Annotated in this window: 18 protein-coding genes and 1 pseudogene; 5 read left to right on the top strand and 14 right to left on the bottom strand. The window is 67.6% G+C overall.

Translation table 11 applies throughout. The annotated features are described in order from the left end of the window. Positions 1–159 precede the first annotated feature (159 nt). Positions 160–510: a DUF1304 domain-containing protein gene (locus PEM_RS12770; protein ID WP_095379254.1), complete on the bottom strand. Its 351-nt coding sequence runs from the start codon at positions 508–510 to the stop codon at positions 160–162. Positions 511–552: 42 nt separating this feature from the next. After that, positions 553–1,881 (bottom strand): MFS transporter, encoded by a 1,329-nt coding sequence (locus tag PEM_RS12775; protein ID WP_005418421.1) that lies wholly within the window; start codon positions 1,879–1,881, stop codon positions 553–555. Positions 1,882–2,166: 285 nt separating this feature from the next. Here PEM_RS12775 and PEM_RS12780 point away from each other — a divergent pair, with 285 nt between their 5' ends. After that, the gene (locus tag PEM_RS12780; protein ID WP_005418422.1) at positions 2,167–3,567 is read left to right on the top strand and encodes a serine hydrolase domain-containing protein; all 1,401 of its coding nucleotides are present in this window, start codon (positions 2,167–2,169) and stop codon (positions 3,565–3,567) included. A 146-nt stretch (positions 3,568–3,713) separates the two neighbouring features. Here PEM_RS12780 and PEM_RS12785 read toward each other — a convergent pair whose 3' ends face one another. Then, positions 3,714–4,472 carry an SDR family oxidoreductase gene (locus tag PEM_RS12785; RefSeq protein WP_005418423.1) on the bottom strand — a complete coding sequence of 253 codons (759 nt, stop codon included), beginning with the start codon at positions 4,470–4,472 and terminating at the stop codon, positions 3,714–3,716. Between the two features lie 114 nt (positions 4,473–4,586). Here PEM_RS12785 and PEM_RS20610 point away from each other — a divergent pair. After that, positions 4,587–5,503: pseudogene (locus tag PEM_RS20610) on the top strand (LysR family transcriptional regulator). A 64-nt stretch (positions 5,504–5,567) separates the two neighbouring features. Here PEM_RS20610 and PEM_RS12795 read toward each other — a convergent pair. Then, on the bottom strand, positions 5,568–6,074 hold the full coding sequence (locus tag PEM_RS12795; RefSeq protein ID WP_032954412.1) for a hypothetical protein: 507 nt from the start codon (positions 6,072–6,074) through the stop codon (positions 5,568–5,570). Between the two features lie 111 nt (positions 6,075–6,185). Here PEM_RS12795 and PEM_RS20305 point away from each other — a divergent pair, with 111 nt between their 5' ends. Continuing rightward, a complete protein-coding gene (locus PEM_RS20305; RefSeq protein ID WP_141239399.1) occupies positions 6,186–6,557 on the top strand; it encodes a hypothetical protein in 372 nt (123 codons plus the stop codon). Between the two features lie 292 nt (positions 6,558–6,849). Here the strand turns inward: PEM_RS20305 and gcvH are convergent, their stop codons facing one another. From gcvH to nudE, 7 genes are all read right to left on the bottom strand, one after another. Continuing rightward, complete coding sequence (gcvH, locus tag PEM_RS12800; protein ID WP_005418426.1) at positions 6,850–7,245, bottom strand: glycine cleavage system protein GcvH; 396 nt, start codon at positions 7,243–7,245, stop codon at positions 6,850–6,852. A gap of 93 nt (positions 7,246–7,338) precedes the next feature. Then, positions 7,339–8,451: a glycine cleavage system aminomethyltransferase GcvT gene (gene gcvT / locus PEM_RS12805; protein WP_005418427.1), complete on the bottom strand. Its 1,113-nt coding sequence runs from the start codon at positions 8,449–8,451 to the stop codon at positions 7,339–7,341. Between the two features lie 160 nt (positions 8,452–8,611). Then, positions 8,612–8,914, bottom strand: a complete 303-nt coding sequence (locus tag PEM_RS12810; protein WP_111129408.1) for a DUF962 domain-containing protein — start codon at positions 8,912–8,914, stop codon at positions 8,612–8,614. 136 nt (positions 8,915–9,050) lie between these two features. After that, positions 9,051–9,380, bottom strand: a complete 330-nt coding sequence (locus tag PEM_RS12815; RefSeq protein WP_111129454.1) for a YnfA family protein — start codon at positions 9,378–9,380, stop codon at positions 9,051–9,053. After that, positions 9,377–10,216, bottom strand: coding sequence for a nucleoside triphosphate pyrophosphohydrolase (mazG, locus tag PEM_RS12820; RefSeq protein ID WP_111129455.1), 840 nt, complete (start codon positions 10,214–10,216; stop codon positions 9,377–9,379). The genes PEM_RS12815 and mazG overlap by 4 nt, the downstream gene beginning before the upstream one ends. Before the next feature lie 13 nt (positions 10,217–10,229). Continuing rightward, positions 10,230–11,033: a 3'(2'),5'-bisphosphate nucleotidase CysQ gene (gene cysQ / locus PEM_RS12825; RefSeq protein WP_005418434.1), complete on the bottom strand. Its 804-nt coding sequence runs from the start codon at positions 11,031–11,033 to the stop codon at positions 10,230–10,232. After that, positions 11,030–11,593 carry an ADP compounds hydrolase NudE gene (gene nudE / locus PEM_RS12830; RefSeq protein WP_005418435.1) on the bottom strand — a complete coding sequence of 188 codons (564 nt, stop codon included), beginning with the start codon at positions 11,591–11,593 and terminating at the stop codon, positions 11,030–11,032. The genes cysQ and nudE overlap by 4 nt, the downstream gene beginning before the upstream one ends. A gap of 77 nt (positions 11,594–11,670) precedes the next feature. Here nudE and bioA point away from each other — a divergent pair, with 77 nt between their 5' ends. Both bioA and PEM_RS12840 read left to right on the top strand, forming a co-directional pair. Further along, entirely contained in the window at positions 11,671–13,062 is a 1,392-nt protein-coding gene (bioA, locus tag PEM_RS12835; RefSeq protein ID WP_220075545.1) for an adenosylmethionine--8-amino-7-oxononanoate transaminase, read from the top strand. Then, a complete protein-coding gene (locus PEM_RS12840) occupies positions 13,053–13,790 on the top strand; it encodes a 16S rRNA (uracil(1498)-N(3))-methyltransferase (protein WP_005418440.1) in 738 nt (245 codons plus the stop codon). The genes bioA and PEM_RS12840 overlap by 10 nt, the downstream gene beginning before the upstream one ends. Positions 13,791–13,878: 88 nt before the next feature. Here the strand turns inward: PEM_RS12840 and PEM_RS12845 are convergent, their stop codons facing one another. The 3 genes from PEM_RS12845 to PEM_RS12855 are packed head-to-tail and all read right to left on the bottom strand — an operon-like array spanning position 13,879 to position 22,377. Continuing rightward, complete coding sequence (locus PEM_RS12845; protein ID WP_005418442.1) at positions 13,879–14,343, bottom strand: chemotaxis protein CheW; 465 nt, start codon at positions 14,341–14,343, stop codon at positions 13,879–13,881. Further along, the gene (locus PEM_RS12850; RefSeq protein WP_095379270.1) at positions 14,340–15,677 is read right to left on the bottom strand and encodes a chemotaxis protein CheB; all 1,338 of its coding nucleotides are present in this window, start codon (positions 15,675–15,677) and stop codon (positions 14,340–14,342) included. The genes PEM_RS12845 and PEM_RS12850 overlap by 4 nt, the downstream gene beginning before the upstream one ends. Beyond that, complete coding sequence (locus tag PEM_RS12855; protein WP_111129459.1) at positions 15,664–22,377, bottom strand: Hpt domain-containing protein; 6,714 nt, start codon at positions 22,375–22,377, stop codon at positions 15,664–15,666. Before PEM_RS12855 ends, PEM_RS12850 begins: the two co-directional genes overlap by 14 nt. Between the last annotated feature and the right edge of the window lie 13 nt (positions 22,378–22,390).

Consider the following 22,390-nt stretch of genomic DNA (forward strand, 5'->3'; position numbering starts at 1 on the left):
TCGGGCGGGTTGGGTTCGCGGGGGTGTCCGCGGCATGGATGCCGCGGCCAAGCCTACACGGACGTACTTGCGGCGTCCCCCGCGAACCCAACCCCCCCGGCCCCCCCCATGACAAGCTCTACGCGACCACCCCACGAGGGGCTGCGCCGTTGGCTGGAATCACACCATCGCGCGAAGAACCAACGCCAGGATCGCAGGCACCGCCTGGATCATGAAGATCCGGCGGCTCACGCTGTACGCCCCATAGCACCCCGCCACCACCACGCAGGCCAGCGAGAACGTCACCAGCACCGGCTGCCCGATCACCAGCCCCACCACGATGCCTGCTGCCAGGAAGCCGTTGTACAAGCCCTGGTTGGCCGCCAGCACGCGCGTGGTCGCCGCCTTCTCCGGCGTGTTGCGGAACGTCTTCAGACCCAGCGGGCGGGTCCACAGGAACATCTCAAGCGCCAGGAAATAGACGTGCAGCAGTGCGACCAGCAAGGTCAGGGCGAGTGCGATCCAGTACATGGGCGGTTCCTTGGACAGGGATGGGGCTCGGAGCCCGGGAAATCATCGGTCGCGCGGCAGTTTCTTTTCTTCGCGCAGTACACCGAACGCGGCTGCGGTCATGCACGCGGCCACCAGCATGCCGCCGATGAACACTACGTGCGAGCCGAACAATGACAGGCCCTTGTGCACCCAGGCAAAGCTCAGGTCCGCACCGCGGTAGACCACGGTGTCGATCGCTGCGCCGGCCTTGTAGCGCCACTGCCGGTCCACGCGCGTGTAGATTGTCTCGCGCGCCGGCTTGGCCAGTGCGAATTCGCTGGCCCGGGTCATCACCTGCACTACCGCGACCATCAGCGGCATCGGCGAGGCCGCCAGCACCGAAAAGCCGATCAGGATCGCGAAACCGGGAATCAGCAGTGCCGGCGCGATGCCGTGGCGCGACAGCAACCAACGGGTCAGGCCCAGCTGCATCAACAGCGCCAGCGCATTCACCGCCAGGTCGATGCGCGAGAAGAACGCGGTACTGGCCGCCGGGTCGGTGAAGGCCGCGCGCACGATGCTGGCCTGCTGATTGTACAGCAGCGTGCCGACGCCCACCCCGAACACCACCATCACCGCCAGCCAGCGCAGCAGCGGCTCGCGCACGATCAATTTCAGGCCGTCCAGCACGCTGCCGCCCATCGGCTGCTCGCCGGACACCAGCTGCTGCTCGCGTTCGCGCAGCACCGCCCAGTGCCGCAGCCGCCAGATGCACAACAGGCACACGACCAGGAATCCCGCCGAGACCAGCATGAGGTTGGCGATGCCCACGCGCTGCACCAGCGCACTGGTGATCAACGGGCCGAGGAAGGCACCGACGGTGCCCGCCGCGCCAATGTATCCATAGAAGGCCCGGGCCTGCACATTGGAGAACACATCGGCCATGAAGCTCCAGAACACCGCCACCGCGAACAGGTTGAAGACGGTGATCCAGAAGAAGAAGGCCATGCCGCGGCCCGGCACGCCGCTGTCGAACATCATGTAGAAGCCCAGCAGGGTCACGATGAAGAAGCCATACACCGCCGGCAGGAACACCCGTCGTGGGAAGCGGCTGACCAGCCAGCCGTACACCGGCTGCAGCACCAGCATGATCACGAACACGCAGGAGAACAGGAACTGCAGCACGAAGTCCTTCAACGCGACGCCGTGGTTGGCGAACCAGGCGATCAGCACGGGCGGGAACACCGTTTCCAGGTCTGCCGAGGCGGCCATGGCCTCACGCACCGGGCGCAGCACGTAGTAGCCGCTGAGCAGGCAGAAGAAGTACAGGAACGACCACCACAGCGCCGGCGACTCGCGCAGTGCCGCCGTCAGGCCCTGCAGCGGCCCCTTCCCCCGTACCGCACTCACGCGGTGTCCCTCGCCTGAAGACGGCGGTTGGACAGCGGCATGGCAGGCTCCGGGGCGATGAAACGCGTACGTTAGCCAATGCACCGCAACATCGCCAGCGCGACGCGCCTTCCTGCGGGCGGATCAGCTCCGCTGATCAGCCCGGGATGACACGTTCCGATACATGCTTCCAGCGCCTCAAATTCCAAATTTTTCAACGAGATGCGCATTCATCTTCGCTTTGTTTGTGCACAAGGGAAAAGCGGCGCTAGAATCGCCATCAGCAGTCGCGCACGGGTCCAACCGATGAAAAAGAACAGCCTGCGTCGCCCGATCCGTTCGGCGGCCACCGGTTTGCTGGGCATGCTGATGCCCGTTGCCTTGTCCACCACCGCGCAGACACCGCCGGCATTGCCGCCGATGCCGACCAACATCGAATCCGCTGCGGGTCCCACTGTCGCCCACACCCAGCCGGCGGCCTACCGCACCGGCCTGGTGCCGCGCGTGCAGGCCCCGGCGCCCGGCTTCAACGTCGCCAACATCGAATCGATGGCGCAGCAGCTCACCTATGGCGAACGCGTGCCGGGCATGGCCGTGGCGATCGTGCAGGGCGGCCGCATCCTCAGCGCGCGCGGCTATGGCGTCACCGACGTCAACAATCCGCTGCCGGTCGATGCGCACACCGTGTTCCGCCTGGCCTCGCTGTCCAAGGCCTTCGCCGGCACCATGGCCGGCCTGCTGGTCAACGACGGCACGCTGCGCTGGGACAGCAAGGTCACCGACTACGTGCCGGGCTTCCGCCTGAACTCGCCGGAAGCCACTGATCGCCTGACCGTGGCCGACGTGCTCAGCCATCGCGTCGGCCTGCCCTACAACGCCTACGACCGCGACATCGAAGGCAACGCCGAGTACTACGCGCTGACCCAGAAACTGGCCAACACCAGCCTGAAGTGCCTGCCGGGCGACTGCTATGCCTACCAGAACGTAGCCTTCAGCCTGATCGGCGATGTCGTCTACGCGGCCTCCGGCAGCTTCTACGAGCAGTCGGTCGAGCGCCGCATCTTCAAGCCGCTGGGCATGAACGATGCCAGCCTCGGCCTGGCCGGCATCCAGGCCAGCTCGCGCTGGGCGCGTCCGCATGTGCGCAGCCGCAACGGCTGGGTCTCGCTGACGCCGAAGCCGACCTACTACCGGGTCGCCCCGGCGGCCGGCGTCAATGCCAGCGCCAGCGACATGGCGCAGTGGCTGCTCGCCCACACCGGCCACCGCCCCGACGTGCTGCCGGCACCGCTGCTGGCCACCCTGCATTCGAGCCTGATCAGCACCCCCGGCGAGATGCGTTCTGGCTGGCGCCGCGAGCGCCTGCACTCGGCCGGCTACGCCCTGGGCTGGCGCACCTTCGACTACGCCGGCCACGACGTGGTGTTCCATGCCGGTGCCGTGCAGGGCTATCGCGGCCTGGTCGCGCTGGTGCCGGAACGCGATCTGGGCATCGCCATCATGTGGAATGGCGAAAGCAGCCTGCCCAGCGGCCTGCTGCCGACCGTGCTCGACTCCGCGCTCGGCCTGCCGGCGCAGCGCTGGCTGGACGTGGACACCGACTTCGGCAGCGACAACCTGATGGCCGAGGGCGCCAGCCCGGCGCAGCAGGACAAGCGCAAGGGCAAGGGCGCCTCGGGCAATCGTGCGGTGGCGTCGCCGCGCTGATAAGGCGGGCTCGATCGGGTGTGCGAAGGGCGGCCTGCGGGCCGCCCTTTTTGTTGTTGTGCAGGGCCGAGCCGAGCCGTGCTCGGCTGAGCGGAATCCTGGCGCAAGGCGGCCGAGCATGGGCTCGGCTCTACAGCTCCGCAGCATTAGTGCGCGAAGTAGTGCATGCCGCCGTCCACCGGAATCACCGCGCCTGTGATATAGCCGGCCAGCGGCGAGGACAGGAACGCCACCAGTGGCGCCACTTCCTCGGGTTCACCGAAGCGTCCGATCGGGATGTTGCTGGCGATGAACGCACGTCGGCTTTCCTCGGTGGGATGCAGGCGTTCCAGGATCTGCGCGCTGTTGATGCGCCCCGGTGCAATCGCATTCACCGTAATGCCCTGCCCGGCCACCTCCGACGACAGCCCCTTGCTCCACAGATGCAGCGCCGCCTTCGCCGCGGTGGCCGCGTTCACCGCACGCGGTTCCATCGAACCACTGAAATTGATCACCCGTCCCCATGCCTGCGCCTGCATGCCAGGCAACAGCGCCTGGGTCATCCGCCGCGCGGCGGAAAAGTTCAGGGCGATCGCTTCCTCCCAGACATCATCATCGGCATCGACGGTGGTCGGCCGGGAGCCACCTGCGGCGTTGACCAGGATGTCGACGCGTTGCAATGCCTCCCGGGATGCCTGCGCGATGTACCGGACGTCACCGGCCACGGTGACATCGCCGGCCACGATGACCGGTGCCGCGCCGCCTTCGGCTTCGATCCGCGCCGCAAGCGCCTGCAGCGGTGCCCGCTGCCGTGACGTGATGGCAACGCGCACGCCCTGGGCCGCCAGCTGCCTGGCGACGGCGGCACCGATGCCACTGGCCGCGCCCGTCACCAAAGCGGTGCGGCCTGCAAGATTCAAGTCCATGGTGTTCTCCTGTCCGCATGGCCGGCCAATCCAGCCCTTGCACGACATGCTGTTTGATCACCCCTGATTGATAAACTCCGCGCAGGTTTCAGCATTCAACACCCGGGGTGTCAGATGAACCTGCTGGAAAGCATGCAGGTCTACGTGCTGATCGTGGACAAAGGCAGCCTCAGTGCTGCAGCTGCGGCGATGGACATCTCCGCGACGATGGCCGGCAAGCATCTGCGTGCATTGGAATCACGGCTGGGCATGCAGCTGTTGAGCCGAACCACCCGGCGCCAGCACACGACGCCGTTCGGCCAGGACTACTACACGCGCTGCCGGGAGATCCTGCGCCTGGTGGACGAAACCGATGCGCAGGCGCAGCACCAGCACCTGGCACCGGCGGGCACGCTGCGCATCAGTGCACCGGTGATCTTCGGTACGCATGCACTGGTACCGGCACTGGCCGAGTACATGGCGCGCCATCCGGATGTCCGGGTCGAAGCGACGCTGACCGATCGCGTAGTCGACCTCGCCGAAGAGGGCTTCGAAGCGGCGCTGCGGATCGCGGCACGCTGGCCGACAGCAGCGTGCTGGTGGCGCGAGCCCTGGCCCCTTATCGCCTGATGATGTGCGCCTCGCCGGCGTATCTGGCCAGGCATGGCGCGCCAGACAGCGTGCATGCACTTGCCGGCCATCAATGCCTGTCGTTCGAACCGAGTGCACTTGCGCAGTGGCTGCAGGACGACGCTGGCGAGCTCGACCACGTGCCCGACGGCCGGCTGCAGATCAACAGTGGCGAAGCGCTGCGTTCGGCGGCGCTGCATGGCCTGGGCATCATCCTGCAGTCGACGCTGCTGCTGGCAGCCGATGTCGAGGCTGGGCGACTGGTGCAGCTGCTCCCAGGGCACGGCCAGGCCGGTCGGCCGATGCACGTGGTCTATGCGCACGATCGTTACCATTCCACCCGCCTGCGCAGCTTCCTCGACTTCCTGGTGGAACGATTCCCGCCGGCAATCGCCCAACCAGGCGACCGAAGCCGCCCATAAAAAAACCCCCTCCCCGCTGGGCAGCCAGGGAAGGGGGTTTCAGGATGCGGCTATCGGGAAGTACTTAGATCAGCGGCGCCGGGGTTGCCGGCAGAGCGACCGGAGCGGCCTTCTTCTTGCGGGCGGCCGGCTTGCGCTTGGCAACCTTCTTCGCTGCCTTCTTCGGGGCAGCCTTCTTGGTGGCCTTCTTCGCGGTCTTCTTTACTGCCTTCTTGGCGGTCTTCTTGACGGCCTTCTTGGCAGTCGCCTTCTTTGCGACCTTCTTGGCCGGCTTGCGGGCCGTAGCCTTCTTGGCAGTCTTCTTGGTGGCCTTCTTGGCCGCCTTCTTCGCGGTCTTCTTGACGGCCTTCTTGGCAGTGGACTTCTTGGCGACCTTCTTCGCCGCCTTCTTCACTGCCTTCTTCGCAGTGGTCTTCTTGGCGACCTTCTTCGCCGCCTTCTTCACTGCCTTCTTGGCAGTCGCCTTCTTCGCGACCTTCTTCACTGCCTTCTTGGCAGCGGCCTTCTTCGCGACCTTCTTCACCGCTTTCTTGGCGGCGGGCTTCTTCTTCGCAGCTTTCTTGGTTGCCATGGGATGGCTCCTCGTCAGTGATAGGGAGTTGAAACGCCCAGTTGGATCAAACCCGCGGATGCTGCGTGCGGGGACCGCCGGCGCGTCAAGCGCGCCGTTACGGATGCGGCGATGCCCGCCTCGATCGGCGGAGCGGACATCGGAACGGAAGGTGCCTTGCATTTCTCCGGGGGAAGCGGGGCCGTGTCCACCGTCATCAGGGTCGCGGTGGTCTTGAAGGGGCTGCTTCGCATCGGACGATTGATTCTGCGCACTCGGTTGGGCAGGCAAGGTCTGCTGAGGCGAAACCTAATCACGGTTTTTTTTACTGTCAACAACCCCCGCGAAAAATTTTCACATCCGCGCCTTTCCGAGCGCCGTCGGCGCCACTGCTCTACGCGGCCCGCCATGGCGGTTGAAGCGTCGCGCAAGCGTGCTGCATGCACCGGAATCGATGCATACGTTGAACAAAAAGCACTTGAAATAAGCACTCCGCGCATCTAGACACAGACTCGCAACGGCATCGCGCGTGCGACGTCGATGGTCACCGTCGCCGCCACCAACGCCAGCACAACAGCGCCGCAACAGGGGGCGAAAAGTTTTCACATCCGAGTACGTCGGCGCGGGGCTGAAACGCGGATTTGCGCAAAACTGCGCACGCCCATCGGCACCGTTCGCCTGTCGGCTGATGCCACGCCGAGGGTGCGCAGCGAACCCCGCGTCATGAGTCCGGTGCAGTCGCCAAAACAAAAACGGCCACCCGAAGGTGGCCGTTCCAGAATCCGGAAACGACGACTCAGTGGTCTTCGTTCTCCAGGGCTTCGGCGTACGCGTCCGGGTCCAGCAGCTCGTTGACCTCATCGGCGTTGGTCAGTTCGACCACGAACATCCAGCCTTCGCCGTAGGCATCTTCGTTGATGGTTTCCGGCTTGTCGGACAGGGCCGAGTTGACCTCGACGACCTTGCCGCTGATCGGGCTGTAGACGTCCGAGGCGGCCTTCACCGACTCGACGACGGCGATCTGCTCGCCAGCCTTGGCGTCGGCGCCGACTTCCGGCAGTTCGACGTAGACCAGGTCACCCAGCAGGCCCTGGGCGTGGTCGGAAATACCGACGGTGACGCGGCCATTGCCTTCGACACGGGCCCACTCATGGGACTTGAGGAACTTGAGGTCGCCGGGGATCTCGCTCATGGGACTGCTCCAGAGATATGCAGGGGTGGAAAAAACGGGGCTAGTGTAACCAACCGGCCGCCACTGCTGTCAGTGACGACCGGCACGTACGGATCAGGCGTCGGTGAGCACGCCGGGCTGCGCCTGGCCTTCCCGAACGAACGGGAACTTGACCACCCGCACCGGCACCTGACGGCCGCGGATGTCGACGGTGACCTCGCCGAGTTCACCGGCCGGCACGCGGGCGAAGGCGATGCCCTTGGCCAGCGTCGGCGAGAAAGTGCCGGACAGGATCTCGCCCTGGCCGCTGGCCGTGGTGACCGTCTGGCCGTGGCGCAGCACGCCCTTCTCGTCCATCACCAGACCGATCATCTGGCGCGCGGTGCCGGCGCTCTTCTGCGCCTCCAGCACGTCGCGGCCGATGAAGTCGCGGCCTTCGTCCAGCGACACGGTCCAGGCCAGCGCCGCTTCGTACGGGCTGATCTCTTCGTCCATGTCCTGGCCGTACAGGTTCATGCCCGCTTCCAGGCGCAGGGTGTCGCGCGCGCCAAGGCCGGCCGGCTTCACGCCCGCCGCCAGCAGGCGGTTCCAGAAGGCGACCACGGCGTCCTGCGGAAGCAGGATCTCGAAACCATCTTCACCGGTGTAGCCGGTGCGCGCGACGAACAGCTCGACGCCGTCATCGGACTGCACCTGCAGGGCGGCGAAGCGGCCCAGCTTGGTCAACGCTGCGCGGTCGGCTTCGCGGGCCAGGCCGATCACGATGTCGCGCGCCTGCGGGCCCTGCACGGCGAGGATGGCCAGGTCCGGGCGCTGCTCGACGGCGACGCCGAACGGCGCAGCCTGCTCGCGCAGCCAGGCCAGGTCCTTCTCGCGGGTAGAGGCATTGACCACCATGCGGAAGAAGTCGTCGCCCAGGTAGTAGACGATCAGGTCGTCGATGACGCCGCCGCGCGGATTCAGCATGCACGAGTACAGTGCCTTGCCGGTCACCTTCAGCTTGTCGACCGAGTTGGCCAGCAGGCGGCGCAGGAACGGCTTGACCTGGTCACCACGCAGGTCGACCACCGTCATGTGGCTGACGTCGAACACGCCGGACTCACGGCGCACCAGATGGTGCTCGTCCAGCTGCGAGCCGTAGTGGATGGGCATGTCCCAACCCCCGAAATCGACCATCTTGGCGCCAAGGGCGCGGTGGGTATCGTTGAGCAGCGTCTTCTGGGTCATGACCGGGTCCGGCAGCAGAGGAAACAGGAAACCCCATTATCCCAGATCGGTCGCCCGCAGGCGTGCCGCAGCGCAGCGGTTCATGCAAGCGGAAGTGCAACCCGCCCCGCCCTTTCCTCTGCCGGCGAGGCAATGCCCCGCAAGGCACCGCAGCCGCCCGCTACAGGCGCACCCGCCCACGCAGGATGTCGAGGAACATCACCCAGTCACCCATGAACGAGTACAGCGGATGGCGGAACGTCGCCGGTCTGTTCTTCTCGAAGAAAAAATGGCCGACCCAGGCGAACCCGTAGCCGCAGAACAGGGCGCCAAGCAGGAACAGCGGCTGGCCGCGCAGCAAGGCAGTGGCGACCAGCAGCAGGAACCCGCAACTGCCGATGAAGTGCAGCCGCCGCGATACCGGGTGGCGGTGCTCGCTGAGATAGAACGGATAGAACTCGCGGAAGCTGGCGAAGCGGGACATGAGCAGGCTCCGGGGACCAGGGTCGCCCACATCATGCGCCTTCCGGAAGGCAGCGCTGCCCTTGTAGAGCCGAGCCATGCTCGGCTTGCGCGTGCCAGCGCGGCCGGAAGGAAGAGCAGCCGAGCATGGCTCGGCTCTACACTGACGAGGTGCGCGGCCCGAACATGATCACCGCCATGCCGGCCAGGCACAGCGCTGCGCCCAGCAGGTCCCAGCGGCTGGGACGAATGCCATCGACCTGCCACAGCCAGAACAGCGCGGTGCCGATGTAGACGCCACCGTAGGCGGCATAGACCCGTCCACTGGCCGTCGGGTGCAGGGTCAGCAGCCAGGCGAACAGGGCCAGGCTGGCCGCCGCCGGCAGCAGCAGCCAGACGCTGCCTCCCTTGCGCAGCCACAACCATGGCAGGTAGCAGCCAACGATCTCGGCCAGCGCGGTCAGCAGGAACAGGCCAAGCGTTTTCACGCCTTCTCTGCTGCCTTGGCCTGCTGCCACAGTGCTTCCTGCGCATCCAGGTCCAGTTCGGCCAACGCCTCACCCTGTGCGTCGGCCTGCGCTTCCATCGCGCGGAAGCGACGCTCGAACTTGTGGTTGGCACCGCGCAGTGCAGCGCCCAGATCGATATCGGCATGACGCGCCAGGTTCGCGCAGACGAACAGCAGGTCGCCCAGTTCTTCCTGCAGGCGCGCCTTGTTGCCCGCGACATCGCCGCGTTCGAACTCCTCGCGCAGCTCCTGCAGCTCCTCGGCGGCCTTGTCCAGCACCGGCAGCGGACCCGGCCAGTCGAAACCGACCTTGGCCGCGCGCGACTGCAGCTTCACCGCCCGCTGCCATTCCGGCAGGCCGCGCGAGATACCGGCCAGTGCGGAGGTGTCCTGCTCGCCCTTGGCGGCACGCTCGGCGCGCTTGATCGCCTCCCAGTTGCGCGTCACCCCGTCGGCATCGTCCACGCTGACATCGGCGAACACGTGCGGGTGGCGGCGCTGCATCTTGTCGCTGATCGCACGGGCGACCTCGGCGAAGGCAAACGCGCCCTGCTCCTCGGCCATGCGTGCGTGGAACACCACCTGCAGCAGCAGGTCGCCGAGCTCGTCGCAGAGATCGTCCAGGTCACCCCGGTCGATCGCATCGGCGACTTCGTAGGCTTCCTCGATGGTGTAGGGGGCGATGGTCGCGAAGTTCTGCTCCAGATCCCACGGGCAGCCACCCTGCGGGTCACGCAGCCGCGCCATGATCGCCAGCAGGCGCTCCAGTTCGCTGCTTGCGGCGCTACCGGTGGTGGGGGTGTCGTGCGCGCTCATGCGGCCTCCAGGATCAGTCGGACAACCAGTCGCGCCATGGCAGGCTGGTATCACCAAGGGCAATGAAATCGCCGTTCAACAGTGTCTCGCGGCGGTTGTAGCGGAACGGCTTGCCGGTCGCCGCCGACAGCACCGCGCCGCCGGCGGCATGCAGCACGCACTGGCCGGCGGCGGTATCCCATTCGGAGGTCGGGCCCAGCCGCGGATAGACATCCAGGCCGCCTTCGGCGATCCGGCAGAATTTCAGTGACGAGCCCTGTGCGATGGTCTCGATGCGGCCCATGCGCGCCAGCAGCGCCTCGGTTTCCGGCGAGCGGTGCGAGCGGCTGGCGGCAACGCGCAGCGGAGCCGTGGCCGGCGTGCGGGTGCGCAGCACGGTGTCATGCAGGCCCTGCCGCCGATAGGCCAGCTCGCCGCGCATGGCATGCCAGACGATGCCGGTGACCGGCGCCAGCACCACACCAAAGGCCGGCGCGCCCTGGTAGATCAAGGCGATGTTGACGCTGAATTCGCCGTTGCGCTTGACGAACTCGCGGGTACCGTCGAGCGGATCCACCAGCCAGTAAGCGCCCCAATGGCGGCGCTGCTCCCAGCTCACCTGCGCCGATTCCTCGGACAGGATCGGCAGGTCCGGTGTCAGCTGCCGCAGGCCCAGCTCAATGACCTGGTTGGCCGCCAGGTCGGCCGCGGTGACCGGGCTGTTGTCGTCCTTGATCTGGACCTCGAATCCATCGGCATACACCTGCATGATGGCTTGGCCGGCCTGCTGGGCGATGGCGATGGCGGTCTCGCGCAGGTCCGTGGTCAGTTTGATCATCGCGTTCCCTGCAGCCACTGGCGGGCAATGAACAGCGCCGCCAGCGAGCGTCCCTCGGAGAAGTCCTCGCGCAACATCAGCTGGTCCAGTTCGGCCAGCTTCCACGGCACCACTTCCAGTTCTTCCGGCTCGTCGCCGGCCAGCTTTTCCGGGTACAGGTCGCGCGCCACCACCAGCCACGACTGGTGGCTCATGTAGGTCGGGGCAAGGGTCATTGCGCGCAGCACGTCGACCCGGCGCGCCCCGTAACCGGCTTCTTCCTTCAGCTCGCGGTCGGCGGCCTGCTCGGGGGTTTCGCCGGCGTCGATCCGGCCCTTGACCAGGCCCAGTTCGTAGCGGTGCATGCCGGCGGCGTATTCACGCACCAGCAGCACGGTCTCATCGTCGAGCATCGGCACCACCACCACCGCGCCGTGGCCACGGCTGACCAGGCGCTCGAACCGGCGACGTTCACCGTTGGAGAATTCCAGGTCCAGATGCTGGCGCTGGAAGGGGCCGTTCTCCTCATCGGTGATCCGATGGATGATCGGCAAGCGACGGCCGGCACGGTCATCGTTCATGCGGAATCTCCGCGGCGGCCGGCGCCAGCGCCGGGGCCGATAGAATGTGCAGGCAGCAACATGTTCATGAGCCCGAAATGCTAGCAGACACAACCCCCTCCCCGCTGGCCCAGCACTGGCGGCAACGCGACCTGCAGGTGCTGTGGCACCCGTGCACGCAGATGCGTGAGCATCCGGACACCCTGCCACTGGTGCCGATCGCCCGCGGTGAAGGCGCATGGCTGATCGACCACGACGGCCACCGCTACCTGGACGCCGTCAGCAGCTGGTGGACCAACCTGTTCGGCCATGCCGAGCCGCGCATCGGCGGCGCCATCGCGGCGCAGGCCGGGCAGCTGGAACAGGTGATGCTGGCGGGCTTCGGCCACGAGCCGGCGATCACCCTGGCCGAGCGCCTGCTGGCGCTGGCGCCACGCCAGCCCGGCCGCGCGCCGTTGGCCAAAGTGTTCTACGCCGACAACGGCTCGGCCGGCGTGGAAGTGGCGCTGAAGATGGCCTTCCAGTACTTCCAGAACCGCGGCGAGCCACGGCGCACGCGCTTCATCGCGCTGGAAAACGGCTACCACGGCGAGACCCTGGGTGCGCTGGCGCTGGGCGATATTCCGCTGTATCGCCGCGTCTATGCACCGCTGCTGGCCGAAGGCCTGTTCGCGCCATCGCCCGATGCCTACCTGGCCGAACCGGGCCAGAGCGCGGCAGATCGCGCACGGCAGGCTGCCGACGGCTTGACCACGCTGTTCGACCAGCATCCGGGCGAGATCTGCGCGGTGATCCTGGAACCGCGCCTGCAGTGTGCCGGCGGCATGCGCATGCATGACCCGGTCTATCTGCAGCGCGTGCGCGAACTGTGCGATGCCCATGGCGCGTTCATGATCGCCGACGAGATCGCCACCGGATTCGGCCGCACCGGCACCCTGTTCGCCTGCGAGCAGGCAGGGGTGATGCCGGACCTGATGTGCCTTTCCAAGGGCCTGACCGGCGGCTTCCTGCCGCTGGCCGCCGTGCTGGCCACGCAGGCGCTGTACGACGCCTTCCTCGACGACTCGCGCGAGCGCGCCTTCCTGCATTCGCACAGCTACACCGGCAATCCGCTGGCCTGCGCGGCGGCACTGGCGACGCTGGACATCTTCCGCGACGACGATGTGATCGCCCGCAACCGGGGCATCGCGTCGGTGATGGGCACGCTGGCGGCGCCATTTTCCGACCATCCGCACGTGGCCGACGTGCGCCAGGCCGGCATGGTGGTGGCGTTCGAGCTGTCGCGCGACGGCAACAGGCGCACGCCTTTCGATCCGGGCCTGCGGCTGGGCCTGCACGCTTACAAGGCCGCCCTCAAGCGCGGCGTGGTGCTGCGCCCGCTGGGCGACGTGCTGTACTGGATGCCACCCTATTGCGTGGATGACGAACAACTGGAGCTGCTGGCACACACCACGCTGGCGGCCATCGACGAGGCGATTGCATGCGCGTGACCCGCTGCCCCATCGACCTGGCGCTGCACAGCGGCCAGACCGTGACCCTGCCGGAAGAGACGGCCAACCACCTGGTGCGGGTGATGCGCCTGCGCGAGGGCGATACGTGCGTACTGTTCAACGGCGATGGCAACGACTACAGCGCGACACTGACCGTGGCCGGCAAGCGCGAGGTACAGGTCCGCATCGATGCTGTGCAGGCCATCGACAATGAATCACCGCTGGCGATCACCCTGCTGCAGGGCATCGCCCGTGGCGAGAAGATGGACCTGATCCTGCAGAAGGCCACCGAACTGGGCGTGGCGGCGATCATTCCGGTCAACGCCGAGCGCACCGAGGTGAAGCTCGATCCAGCACGGGCCGAGAAGCGCGTGGCGCACTGGAACAACGTGGTGACGTCGGCCTGCGGCCAGTCCGGGCGTGCGCGCATCCCGCAGGTGGGTTCGCCGCTGTCGCTGGCGCAGGCTGCGGCGGTACTGCCGGCCGATACGCTGCGGCTGACCCTGGATCCGCAGGGAGCACATCGCCTGTCGACGCTGGGAGCCGCTCCCGCTGGCGGTATCGTGATTGCAATCGGCCCGGAAGGGGGCTGGTCGCCGCGCGACCGCGACCAGCTGGCAGCGGCAGGGTTCCAGGGACTGCAGCTGGGCCCGCGGATCCTGCGCACGGAAACGGCCGGGCTGGCCGCGATCGCGGCGTTGCAGGCGCGGTTGGGCGACCTGGGATAGGACAGGTTCGTGGTAGTGCCGGCCGCTGGCCGGCATCCACCGGATCATGAGGTTGCCGGCCAGCGGCCGGCACTACCGGTCTGGTGGATCAGGCGGCGAGCGAATCCAGCGCCGCTTCCAACGCGTCCAGGTTCGGCAGCAGCGCACTCTGCTCACCCAGCAGCACGCGCATGTGCACGGTCTGCGGCAGGGTTTCTTCGGAGGCGTCGGCCAGCAAGCCGTCGCGCGGCACCGAGATCAGCTGCGGAAAGTTCTGCGTCAGCAGCGCGTAGTACGGGCGCTGCGCGTTGCCGCTGAGGGACTTCAGCACCACCACCTTGTTGTGGCCGGCCACCGTCTCTTCGCCCAGCCCCGAAAGGCGTGCGAACGACACCAGCGGCACCTGCCAGCCGTGCCAGCCGATCTCGCCGACCAGCCAGCGCGGCGCATCGGAGACCGGCTGCACCGGCACGCGCGACATCATTTCGGCCACGGTGGCATTGGGCAGCAGCACGCGCTCGTTGCCGGCCTGGATCAGGACACCGCGGATTTCGTCATTGCTGGCGTAGCTCATGGTGCGTCTCCGTTGTCGTCCTGCTCACCCCAGCGCGCGGCAATCGCCTGCGCCAGTTCCTGCGGTTCACCGGCCACCATGCCGGCAGCCACCACGGCGGTGGCCGCCGCCGGGTCATAGCAGCCCTCGCCCACCTGCCCGGCCACCCACGCACCGGCGGCCGCCAGGTCCAGCGCCGGGCCTACATGGGCCAGGTCGGCACCGCTGAGCAGCACCAGCGCGGTGTGTTCGGCCGGCAGCGAAGCGAGCGAAATACCGTTGGCATCGCTCTGGAAATGCAGGCCATCGCTGGCCGCGCGCACGCCGATATCATCGGCCAGCACGTGCACCTCGCCCGGCACCGCGTGCTGGCCGGCCTCGGCCAGCTGCACCGGCAACGGCGAAACGCGGGACATCTGCTTGACCAGGTTGCCGTAGCGGCCACCATCCAGACGCATGTGCACCAGGACCGGCACGCTCAACGACGCGGGCAGTGCGCCGAGCAGGCGACGCAACGCATCCGGGCCACCGATGCCGGCCAGCACCAGCAGCGATGCGGCACGCGCACCGGCCGGGGCGACGGCATCCAGATCGACCAGGCTCAAATGATCGGTATCGAACGAGGGCTGCGGCGCGACGACCGGCGCCACGGCTTCTGCCGATACGGGTGCTTCGATCGATTCTTCCACCAGCGACCAGGCGGTGTGATCGAAGGAGACCGGCGGTGTCGCAGGCGTCGCCGGTTCGGCCAGTGCCTGCGGCGCCGAAGGCGGATCCAGAGGCTCGGGCACGACCGGCTGCAGCGCCGCCAGGGCCTGCTCCAGCGCGATCGGTTCGTGCAGGTCTGCCGGTGGCGAATACAGGCCGTCGGCCGGAACGTCATCGGCCCAGCTCAGCGCCTGTTCCAGGTGCGGGCGCAGGGCTTCTTCCTGCGGCGCCGGCGCGGGCGCCGGATGGCCAGGCTCCAGCTGCAGGCTGGGCTCTTCTTCGGCGCCCGGCGGCAACACCTGCTGGTGGCCGTGCAGCTTGGCGGCCAGGTGGCGCCCCCAGCGTTGCGCCTCCCAGCCGTCGCGGCGGGCGGCCAGCTCAGCCTCATCGAACACCAGGGTCAGCCCCGGTGCCGAGAGCACGGATTCCAACCGTTCCAGTGCGTCCTCGATGGCAGCTTCCAGCGCGATCACCACGAACTGCGGGGCCGCGGCCTGCAGGACCTGCGGCTCCAGGCCGTTCGGATCATCTTCCAGGACCAGCTGTACATCGGCATGCGCCAGCGCCTCGCGCAGGCGTTCACGCGCCGTACCGGGGCGGGCCAGCAGGGCGACGGCCGGGGCCGGATGGGTTTCACTCACGGACACGGGCGATCCCCAGCAGGTCGTACACGTTACGCATCAGGTCCAGTTCCTGGTACGGCTTGCCCAGATAACGCTGGACACCGATCTCGAAGGCACGCTGGCGGTGCTTGTCGCCGCTGCGCGAGGTGATCATCACGATCGGCACATCCCTGTAGCGCGGGTCGGCACGCATCGCGGTGGCCAGCTCGTAACCATCCATGCGCGGCATCTCGATGTCCAACAGCATCAGGTCGGGCACGCGTTCTTCCAGGCGCTCCAGTGCTTCCACGCCGTCGCGGGCGACGCTGACCTCGAAGTTGTGGCGTTCGAGGATGCGCCCGGTCACCTTGCGCATGGTCAGCGAATCGTCCACCACCATCACCAGCGGCACCTGGCGTTCGTCGCGCGGCGCATTGGCCAGCACCGGTGCCGTCGGATTGGCCAGGAAGCGGCGCACCAGCGGCGCGACGTCCAGGATCACCACCACGCGGCCATCGCCGGTGATGGTGGCACCGTAGATGCCCGGTACCGATGCGATCTGCAGGCCCACCGGCTTGACCACGATTTCGCGGTTGCCCAGCACCTGATCGATCGCCACGGCTGCACGCAGGTCGCCGGCGCGGACCAGCAACAGCGGCACCTGGTCCTGGCCATCGGCACGCGCCGGGGCCTGCCCGACCAGGCTGCCGAGGTCATACAACGGATAGTCTTCGCCGCTGTAGCGGTAGCTGCTGTCGGCGGCCTCGAAACGTTCGCGCGACAGGCGGCCGATACCGCTGACCGAGGCCACCGGCACGGCGAAGGTGGTCTCGCCGATCTGCACGAACACCGCCTGGGTGACGGCCAGCGTCTGCGGCAGGCGCAGGGTGAAGCGCACGCCCTGGCCGCGCACCGACTGGATGTCGACCGAGCCGCCCAGCTGGCGCACTTCGTTGCGCACCACGTCCATGCCCACGCCACGACCGGCCAGCTGGCTGACCTGGTCGGCGGTGGAGAAACCGGAGGCGAAAATCAGGTTGTCCAGTTCCTGATCGTTCGGCTGCGCGTCGGCGGCCAACAGGCCACGGTCGATGGCGCGGCGGCGGATCGCTTCGCGATCGAGGCCGGCACCGTCATCGGCCACTTCCAGCACGATTTCCGAGCCTTCACGGTGCAGGCGGATGGCAACTTCGCCCTCTTCCGGCTTGCCGGCGGCGCGGCGCTGTTCCGGCGCTTCCAGGCCATGGGCCACCGAGTTGCGCAGCATGTGTTCGAGCGGCGCGACCATGCGATCGAGAACATTGCGGTCCAGTTCGCCGTGAGTGCCTTCCAGGGTCAGGTGCACCTGCTTGCCGGTATCCATGCCGGACTGGCGGACCACGCGGCGCAGGCGCGGCACCAGGCCATCGAACGGCACCATGCGCGCGCGCATCAGGCCGTCCTGCAGCTCGGAGCTGACGCGCGACTGTTGTTGCAGCAGCGAATCGTACTGGCGCGACAGATCGTCCAGTACCCCTTGCAGGCCGCCAAGGTCGGCCGCCGATTCGTTCAGCGCACGGCTGAGCTGCTGCAGCGTGGAGAAGCGGTCCAGCTCCAGCGGATCGAACTTCTGGTCTGCCTGGTCCTGCTCACGCTGGTAGCGGGCGACGATCTGCGCTTCGGTTTCCAGGTCGAGCCGGCGCAGCTGGTCGCGCAGTCGCGCATTGGTGCGCTCCAGCTCGCCCATCGCACCACGGAACGCGCCGAGCTGCTGCTCGAGGCGCGAGCGGTAGATCGCCACTTCACCGGCATGGTTGACCAGGCGGTCGAGCAGATCCGCGCGCACGCGCACCTGTTCCTGCTGCGGGCGTGCCAGCGGATCTTCATCGACCACGCCTTCGGCCGGCAGCGGTGCCGACAGTGGCGCATCAAGCAGTGCCGGTGCCGATGCCGGACTGGCAACCGGTGCCGAAGTGGCTTCTGCGACGCTCGCCACGTTGGCTGCGGCTGCAGCAGCCGCCGCAGCGATATCGGTGGTGGTACGCACTTCGAACGCGTCGACCAGGTCCTGCGCCGGTTCCACCACGCGGTGGTCGCCGGTGCGGGTGAGCAGCTGGTGCAGCCGATCAAATCCGCGCTCCAGCAACTGCACATCGCGGCGTTCGATCTCGGTGCGACCAGCGGCGACGGCTTCCAGCAACGATTCGATGCTGTGGCCAAGATCGCCGATGGCGTTGATGCCGGCCATGCGTGCGCCACCCTTCAGGGTATGCAGGTCACGCTGCAGGCCGGCCAGCACCTCGCGGTCCTGCGGCGCATCGCGCAGCTCGCTGATCAGGCCATCACAGTGGTCGAGCAGGTCCTTGCCTTCCTCGACGAAGATGTCGACCAGCTCGCGATCGTAGACGCTGAAGTCGAGCGTATCGGCGCTGTCTTCCGGCACCGGGATGTCAAGGACGTCGGGTGCCACGGTTTCAACCACGTCGGCGTCAGGCGCGCCAACGGCCGGGGCATCCGATACGGCATCGGCATCGGCATCGGCAGCTTCGGCGTGGACTTCCACCTGGCCCGGCGCGTCTTCCAGTTCGAAGAACCGCACCGGTTCGGCGGTGGCCGGCGTCGCGGCCTCCGCGATCTCCTCATTCACCGTCGCCGGGGACGGCTGATCGGCGCTCTCTCCTTCACCGATCGCCGCCTCCCCGCCGACGTCCGCATCCTCGGCAAAGGCTTCCGCCTCGCCCGGCGCGAGTTCGCTGGCCTGCAGGCCGAGCACGGACCTTTGCCCGTCGTCGGCCAGGGGCTGCTCTTCGTCGATCACGTGCAGGCCGGCCTCGAGCGCGGCGTCCAGCGAGACCGGTTCTGCAAACCCCGGCGCAGCCATTTCATCCTGCAGGCTCGACAGCTCGCTGTCGAGTGGCAGTGCAGCAGGCGTCTCGAATGCCTCAGCGTCCGCGACGTGCACGTGATCGAACGAGGACGCATTCAGGTCAGATGCGACGGCTTCGACAGCATCCGGAATCTCTTCGGCATCGCGGTCGTCGACCGGCAGCGCACTGGCATCCAGGTACGGCGACAGATCGTCCACGACGGTCAAACCGGCATCGTCGGCCAACAGCGGCGCGCTTTCGGCCTCCGCCTGGACACCGTCTACCTCAACGCCCGGAACGTCATCGGCCACCTGGATCGATTCGACCACCGGTAGCGACGCCGCTCCCTCACCCGGTACCGACGGCCATCCGGCATCGAAGTAGCGCGAAAGATCGTCGCTGGCGGTCAGCTCACCGACCTCCAGCCCGCCCTCGCCCTCGATCGCGGCATCCTCGACCGGGGTTTCGGCGACATCGGCAACTGCCTGTGGTTCCTGCTCCGGCGCGACGGACGAAAGCGGGACCGCATCGGTTTCAGGCGCGACGGCTGCCGGGGCGTCCGCATCCCATTCCGCCGTCGGTTCGTCATCCAGCGCCAGCTCAGCTTCGTCGTCCTCCAGGCCCACCATCGGCCAGCGCGCTTCCGGCAACTCGCTGGCCAGCGCCTGCAGGCGCTGTGCCAGTACCTGTTGCGGTGCGATGCGCGGCTGTTCGGCCTGCAGCGCTTCCATGGTGGCGGTGATCGCCTGCGCGGCCGCATCCAGCGCGGCCACGCCTTCATCACCCGGCACCACTTCGGCGGCCAGTGCACGCTTGATGTAGGACTCGGCACCGCCGGTTACAGCCGTGATCTCGGGCACTTCGGTCATCGCGAAGGCGCCGTTCATGGTGTGCACTGCGCGCAGGAGTGCGTCGCTGACCGGCTGCGGTGCCTGCTGCGCCGAACGCAGCCAGTCCTGCAGGGTGGCCTGATGGACTTCCACCTCGGCCTCGAGAATCTCGCGCAGCACGCTGTCGATGTTGGCCGGCGTGCCGGTGGCTTCGGCCTTCTCGGCGGTATCGGCCAGCGCCGAAGCGGCAACCTCCGCGTCGAGAATGCGGATGATCTCGTCTTCGCCCTCGACTTCGGCCACCGGTGCAACCGATGCAGTGGCCCCAGCCAGGGGTACGTAGTAGGTCTCCTCGCCTGCACCGACACGATCGGCGATGGCCTGCATGGCCTGCAGGTCGACGCTGATGCGGTGGCCATGGCGCAGCGCCGCGTTCAGCTGCGGCAGCGCCGCATGCGCGTTGTCGACCATCGCCAGCACGGCGGGAGATGCGGCGCGGCTGCCATCCAGCACGCGGTTGAGCATGCCTTCGATCTTCCACGCGAACTCACCCAGGGTGCGTGCGCCGACCAGGCGGCCACTGCCCTTGAGGGTATGGAAGATGCGGCGGATCGGGCGCAGCCGGTCCATGTTGTCCGGCTGCATGCGCCATGCCGGCAGCAGCGTGCCGAGATTGGCCAGCTCATCGTCGAACTCTTCCAGGAACACCTCGCGGATGTCCTCGTCGATGTTCTCGGCATCGTCGTCGAACCCGGCGTCGAAGCCCGCATTGGTGTCGGCGTCGGTCCCGGCAACGGCCGAATCCACCGCCTCCGGCGCTGCCGCAGCGGCCATCGCCTGTGGATTGAAGCCGGCAGCGGCCGCACTCAACTCGGCGAAGAACTGGGCGTCGGCCTCGCTGAAATCGATCGGCGCGATGGTGTCGATATCGATCACCGACACGGCCGGAGCGGACGTATCCGCCGCAGGAGCCGCCGCATCGATCAACGGCGACGTGATCGACGGTACCGGCAGGTCATCCGGGGCCTCATCCACCCCGGCCAGCGGCGGAACGACGGCATCGACGATCTCCAGCGACGGATGCAACGCGGCGTCATCGTCCAGCGACAGCGTTTCCATCGCATGCAGCGACAGCACGTCGTCAGCGTTGTCCAGCGCGTCGGCATCGAAGCGGAACACCACGCCGTCGGCCACGGCAGCCGCATCCTGTTCGGCCGCCACCGGGTCGAACACCGGTGCAGCATCGAAAGCGGTCGCGGAGGAATCCACCGCGTCCGTCCTCTCATCGATCACAGGCGCTGCGCTTTCCTCAAGCATCTGCGGCGCCCCGGACAGCGACCACTGCGGCGCACCGGAGTGATCACCCTCGGCCAGCTCGAAGCTGACCGGATCGAAACTGGCGAAGGTCGGGCTGCGCTCGTCATCGGCAGGCACGATGGCGTCGGCCTCCGGATGGAACGGCGCCAGCTCCCACTGCGGGACATCCGGCGCAGGTGCGCTGGACGCCGCGAAGACCAGCGATGCGTCCGCATCGTCGTGCGTCGGCAACGGCGAAGCACCGGTATCAGCCGTGCTGGCGGCCACGGCTGCCACGGTGCCCAGCGCGCCGAACATCAGGCGGTTGTCGGACATCATCGGCGCCGGCGAGGCCGGCGGCGGATCGAAGGTGAAGTCCGGCAGTGGCACCGGCACGTCGCCGGCAGCGGGCGCCGCAGGCTGCACCGGAACCTCGATGCTCTCCGGCTGCAGGGGCTCGGCCTGCAACGCAACCGGCTCACGTTCGACCGGCAGCAGTGCCGGCGCGTCCGGCGCAACGGCATTGTGCTCCGGCAGCGGCCAGTAGCGCAGTGCCTCGAGGCTGCTGCGGGTGATTTCGAGGATGTCCTCTCGGCCCGGGCGGCGGTCGCGCAGGGCTTCCAGGTAGTACTCCAGGCTGGCCATGGCATCGGCCAGGGTGTCCAGTTGGCGGCCGCTGGGCACGCGCTGGCGGCCGATCAGTTCGGCCTCGATGTACTGCTGCACGCCGCGCAGGTAATCGGCGGCGGTACCCAGGTCGAGCATGCGCAGCGCGCCGGACACATCGCCCAGCAGGCGTGGCACATCCTGCAGCTCGGCATGGTTCCAGCTGGTTTCGATGAAGGCGACGAAATGCTCGCGGGCAGCGGCGAAGTTGGCGATGGCTTCATGCGCCAGCACCTCCACCGTTCGCCGGTTCTCGACCGCGCTCGGGTCGTCCTCGCCACTGCCGCCGACGCCCAGATGGGCAACCTGGTCGTCCAGCGAGGCATCGACGTACAGCAGTGCACCGGCAATATCCAGCAGCAGGTTCTCGTCGATCTGCTGGCGACCTTCGACCACGCCGCGCAGCGCATCGCGCTGCTGCACGACCACGCCGCGGGCCACGCCCAGGCCCATCATGCCCAGCGTATCGGCCACGGCGCCGAGCTCGTTGGCCTGGGTCTGCAGCTGTTCCGGCGCACCACCGGTGCGCAGGTGCAGGTCAAGCGCATCCTTGATGCGCAGCAGTTCTTCCTTCACCGCGCTGCCGACCGTGTCGAGCAGCTCGCGATTACGCCCGCTCAGGCTGCCACGGGCATGGTCCAGCTCGGCCTCGGTGGCGGTGACGCTGTCCGGCGCAAAGGCCAGCAGCACACTGTCAGTGACGCCTTCTTCGCCGCGCGACGCACGGATCTCGTTGAGCAGCGGCATCAGGACGATCGGAATGTCGCGATGGCCGTTCTGCAGGCGTTCCAGATAGTCGGGCAGCAGCACGCTGCCACGCATCAGGGTTGCGCAGGCTTCATCACGGTCGGCCACGCGGCCGGCGCCGATGGCGTTGGCCAGCTGCTCCAGCTCTTCGGCCACCATCGCCGGGGCATACAGCTCGACCATGCGCAGGGTGCCCTGCACCTGGTGCAGGTAGCCGGCGCAGATGCGCATGCGGCTGGCATCGGTCGGGTCTTCGGCGTAGTACTCGACCTCGTTGCGCACCTGGCGCAGGGTCTCGTCCAGCTCGGGCTTGACCCAGCCCAGCGCTGCGTGGCTCATCGCATCGCGCAGACTGCTCATGGACGCGCTCCGT

It is taken from the genome of Stenotrophomonas sp. Pemsol (assembly GCF_003586545.1).
Taxonomy (GTDB): domain Bacteria; phylum Pseudomonadota; class Gammaproteobacteria; order Xanthomonadales; family Xanthomonadaceae; genus Stenotrophomonas; species Stenotrophomonas sepilia.

Bases quoted from the DNA above. Each gene is read 5' to 3' on its own strand.
- cysQ (WP_005418434.1), bottom strand. From the start codon at position 11,033: ATGATCAAACTGACCACGGACCTGCGCGAGACCGCCATCGCCATCGCC.
- PEM_RS12810 (WP_111129408.1), bottom strand. From the start codon at position 8,914: ATGTCCCGCTTCGCCAGCTTCCGCGAGTTCTATCCGTTCTATCTCAGC.
- gcvT (WP_005418427.1), bottom strand. From the start codon at position 8,451: ATGACCCAGAAGACGCTGCTCAACGATACCCACCGCGCCCTTGGCGCC.
- PEM_RS12795 (WP_032954412.1), bottom strand. From the start codon at position 6,074: ATGGCAACCAAGAAAGCTGCGAAGAAGAAGCCCGCCGCCAAGAAAGCG.
- PEM_RS12780 (WP_005418422.1), top strand. From the start codon at position 2,167: ATGAAAAAGAACAGCCTGCGTCGCCCGATCCGTTCGGCGGCCACCGGT.
- gcvH (WP_005418426.1), bottom strand. From the start codon at position 7,245: ATGAGCGAGATCCCCGGCGACCTCAAGTTCCTCAAGTCCCATGAGTGG.
- mazG (WP_111129455.1), bottom strand. From the start codon at position 10,216: ATGAGCGCGCACGACACCCCCACCACCGGTAGCGCCGCAAGCAGCGAA.
- bioA (WP_220075545.1), top strand. From the start codon at position 11,671: ATGCTAGCAGACACAACCCCCTCCCCGCTGGCCCAGCACTGGCGGCAA.
- PEM_RS20305 (WP_141239399.1), top strand. From the start codon at position 6,186: ATGCCCGCCTCGATCGGCGGAGCGGACATCGGAACGGAAGGTGCCTTG.
- PEM_RS12840 (WP_005418440.1), top strand. From the start codon at position 13,053: ATGCGCGTGACCCGCTGCCCCATCGACCTGGCGCTGCACAGCGGCCAG.
- nudE (WP_005418435.1), bottom strand. From the start codon at position 11,593: ATGAACGATGACCGTGCCGGCCGTCGCTTGCCGATCATCCATCGGATC.
- PEM_RS12770 (WP_095379254.1), bottom strand. From the start codon at position 510: ATGTACTGGATCGCACTCGCCCTGACCTTGCTGGTCGCACTGCTGCAC.
- PEM_RS12785 (WP_005418423.1), bottom strand. From the start codon at position 4,472: ATGGACTTGAATCTTGCAGGCCGCACCGCTTTGGTGACGGGCGCGGCC.
- PEM_RS12845 (WP_005418442.1), bottom strand. From the start codon at position 14,343: ATGAGCTACGCCAGCAATGACGAAATCCGCGGTGTCCTGATCCAGGCC.
- PEM_RS12855 (WP_111129459.1), bottom strand. From the start codon at position 22,377: ATGAGCAGTCTGCGCGATGCGATGAGCCACGCAGCGCTGGGCTGGGTC.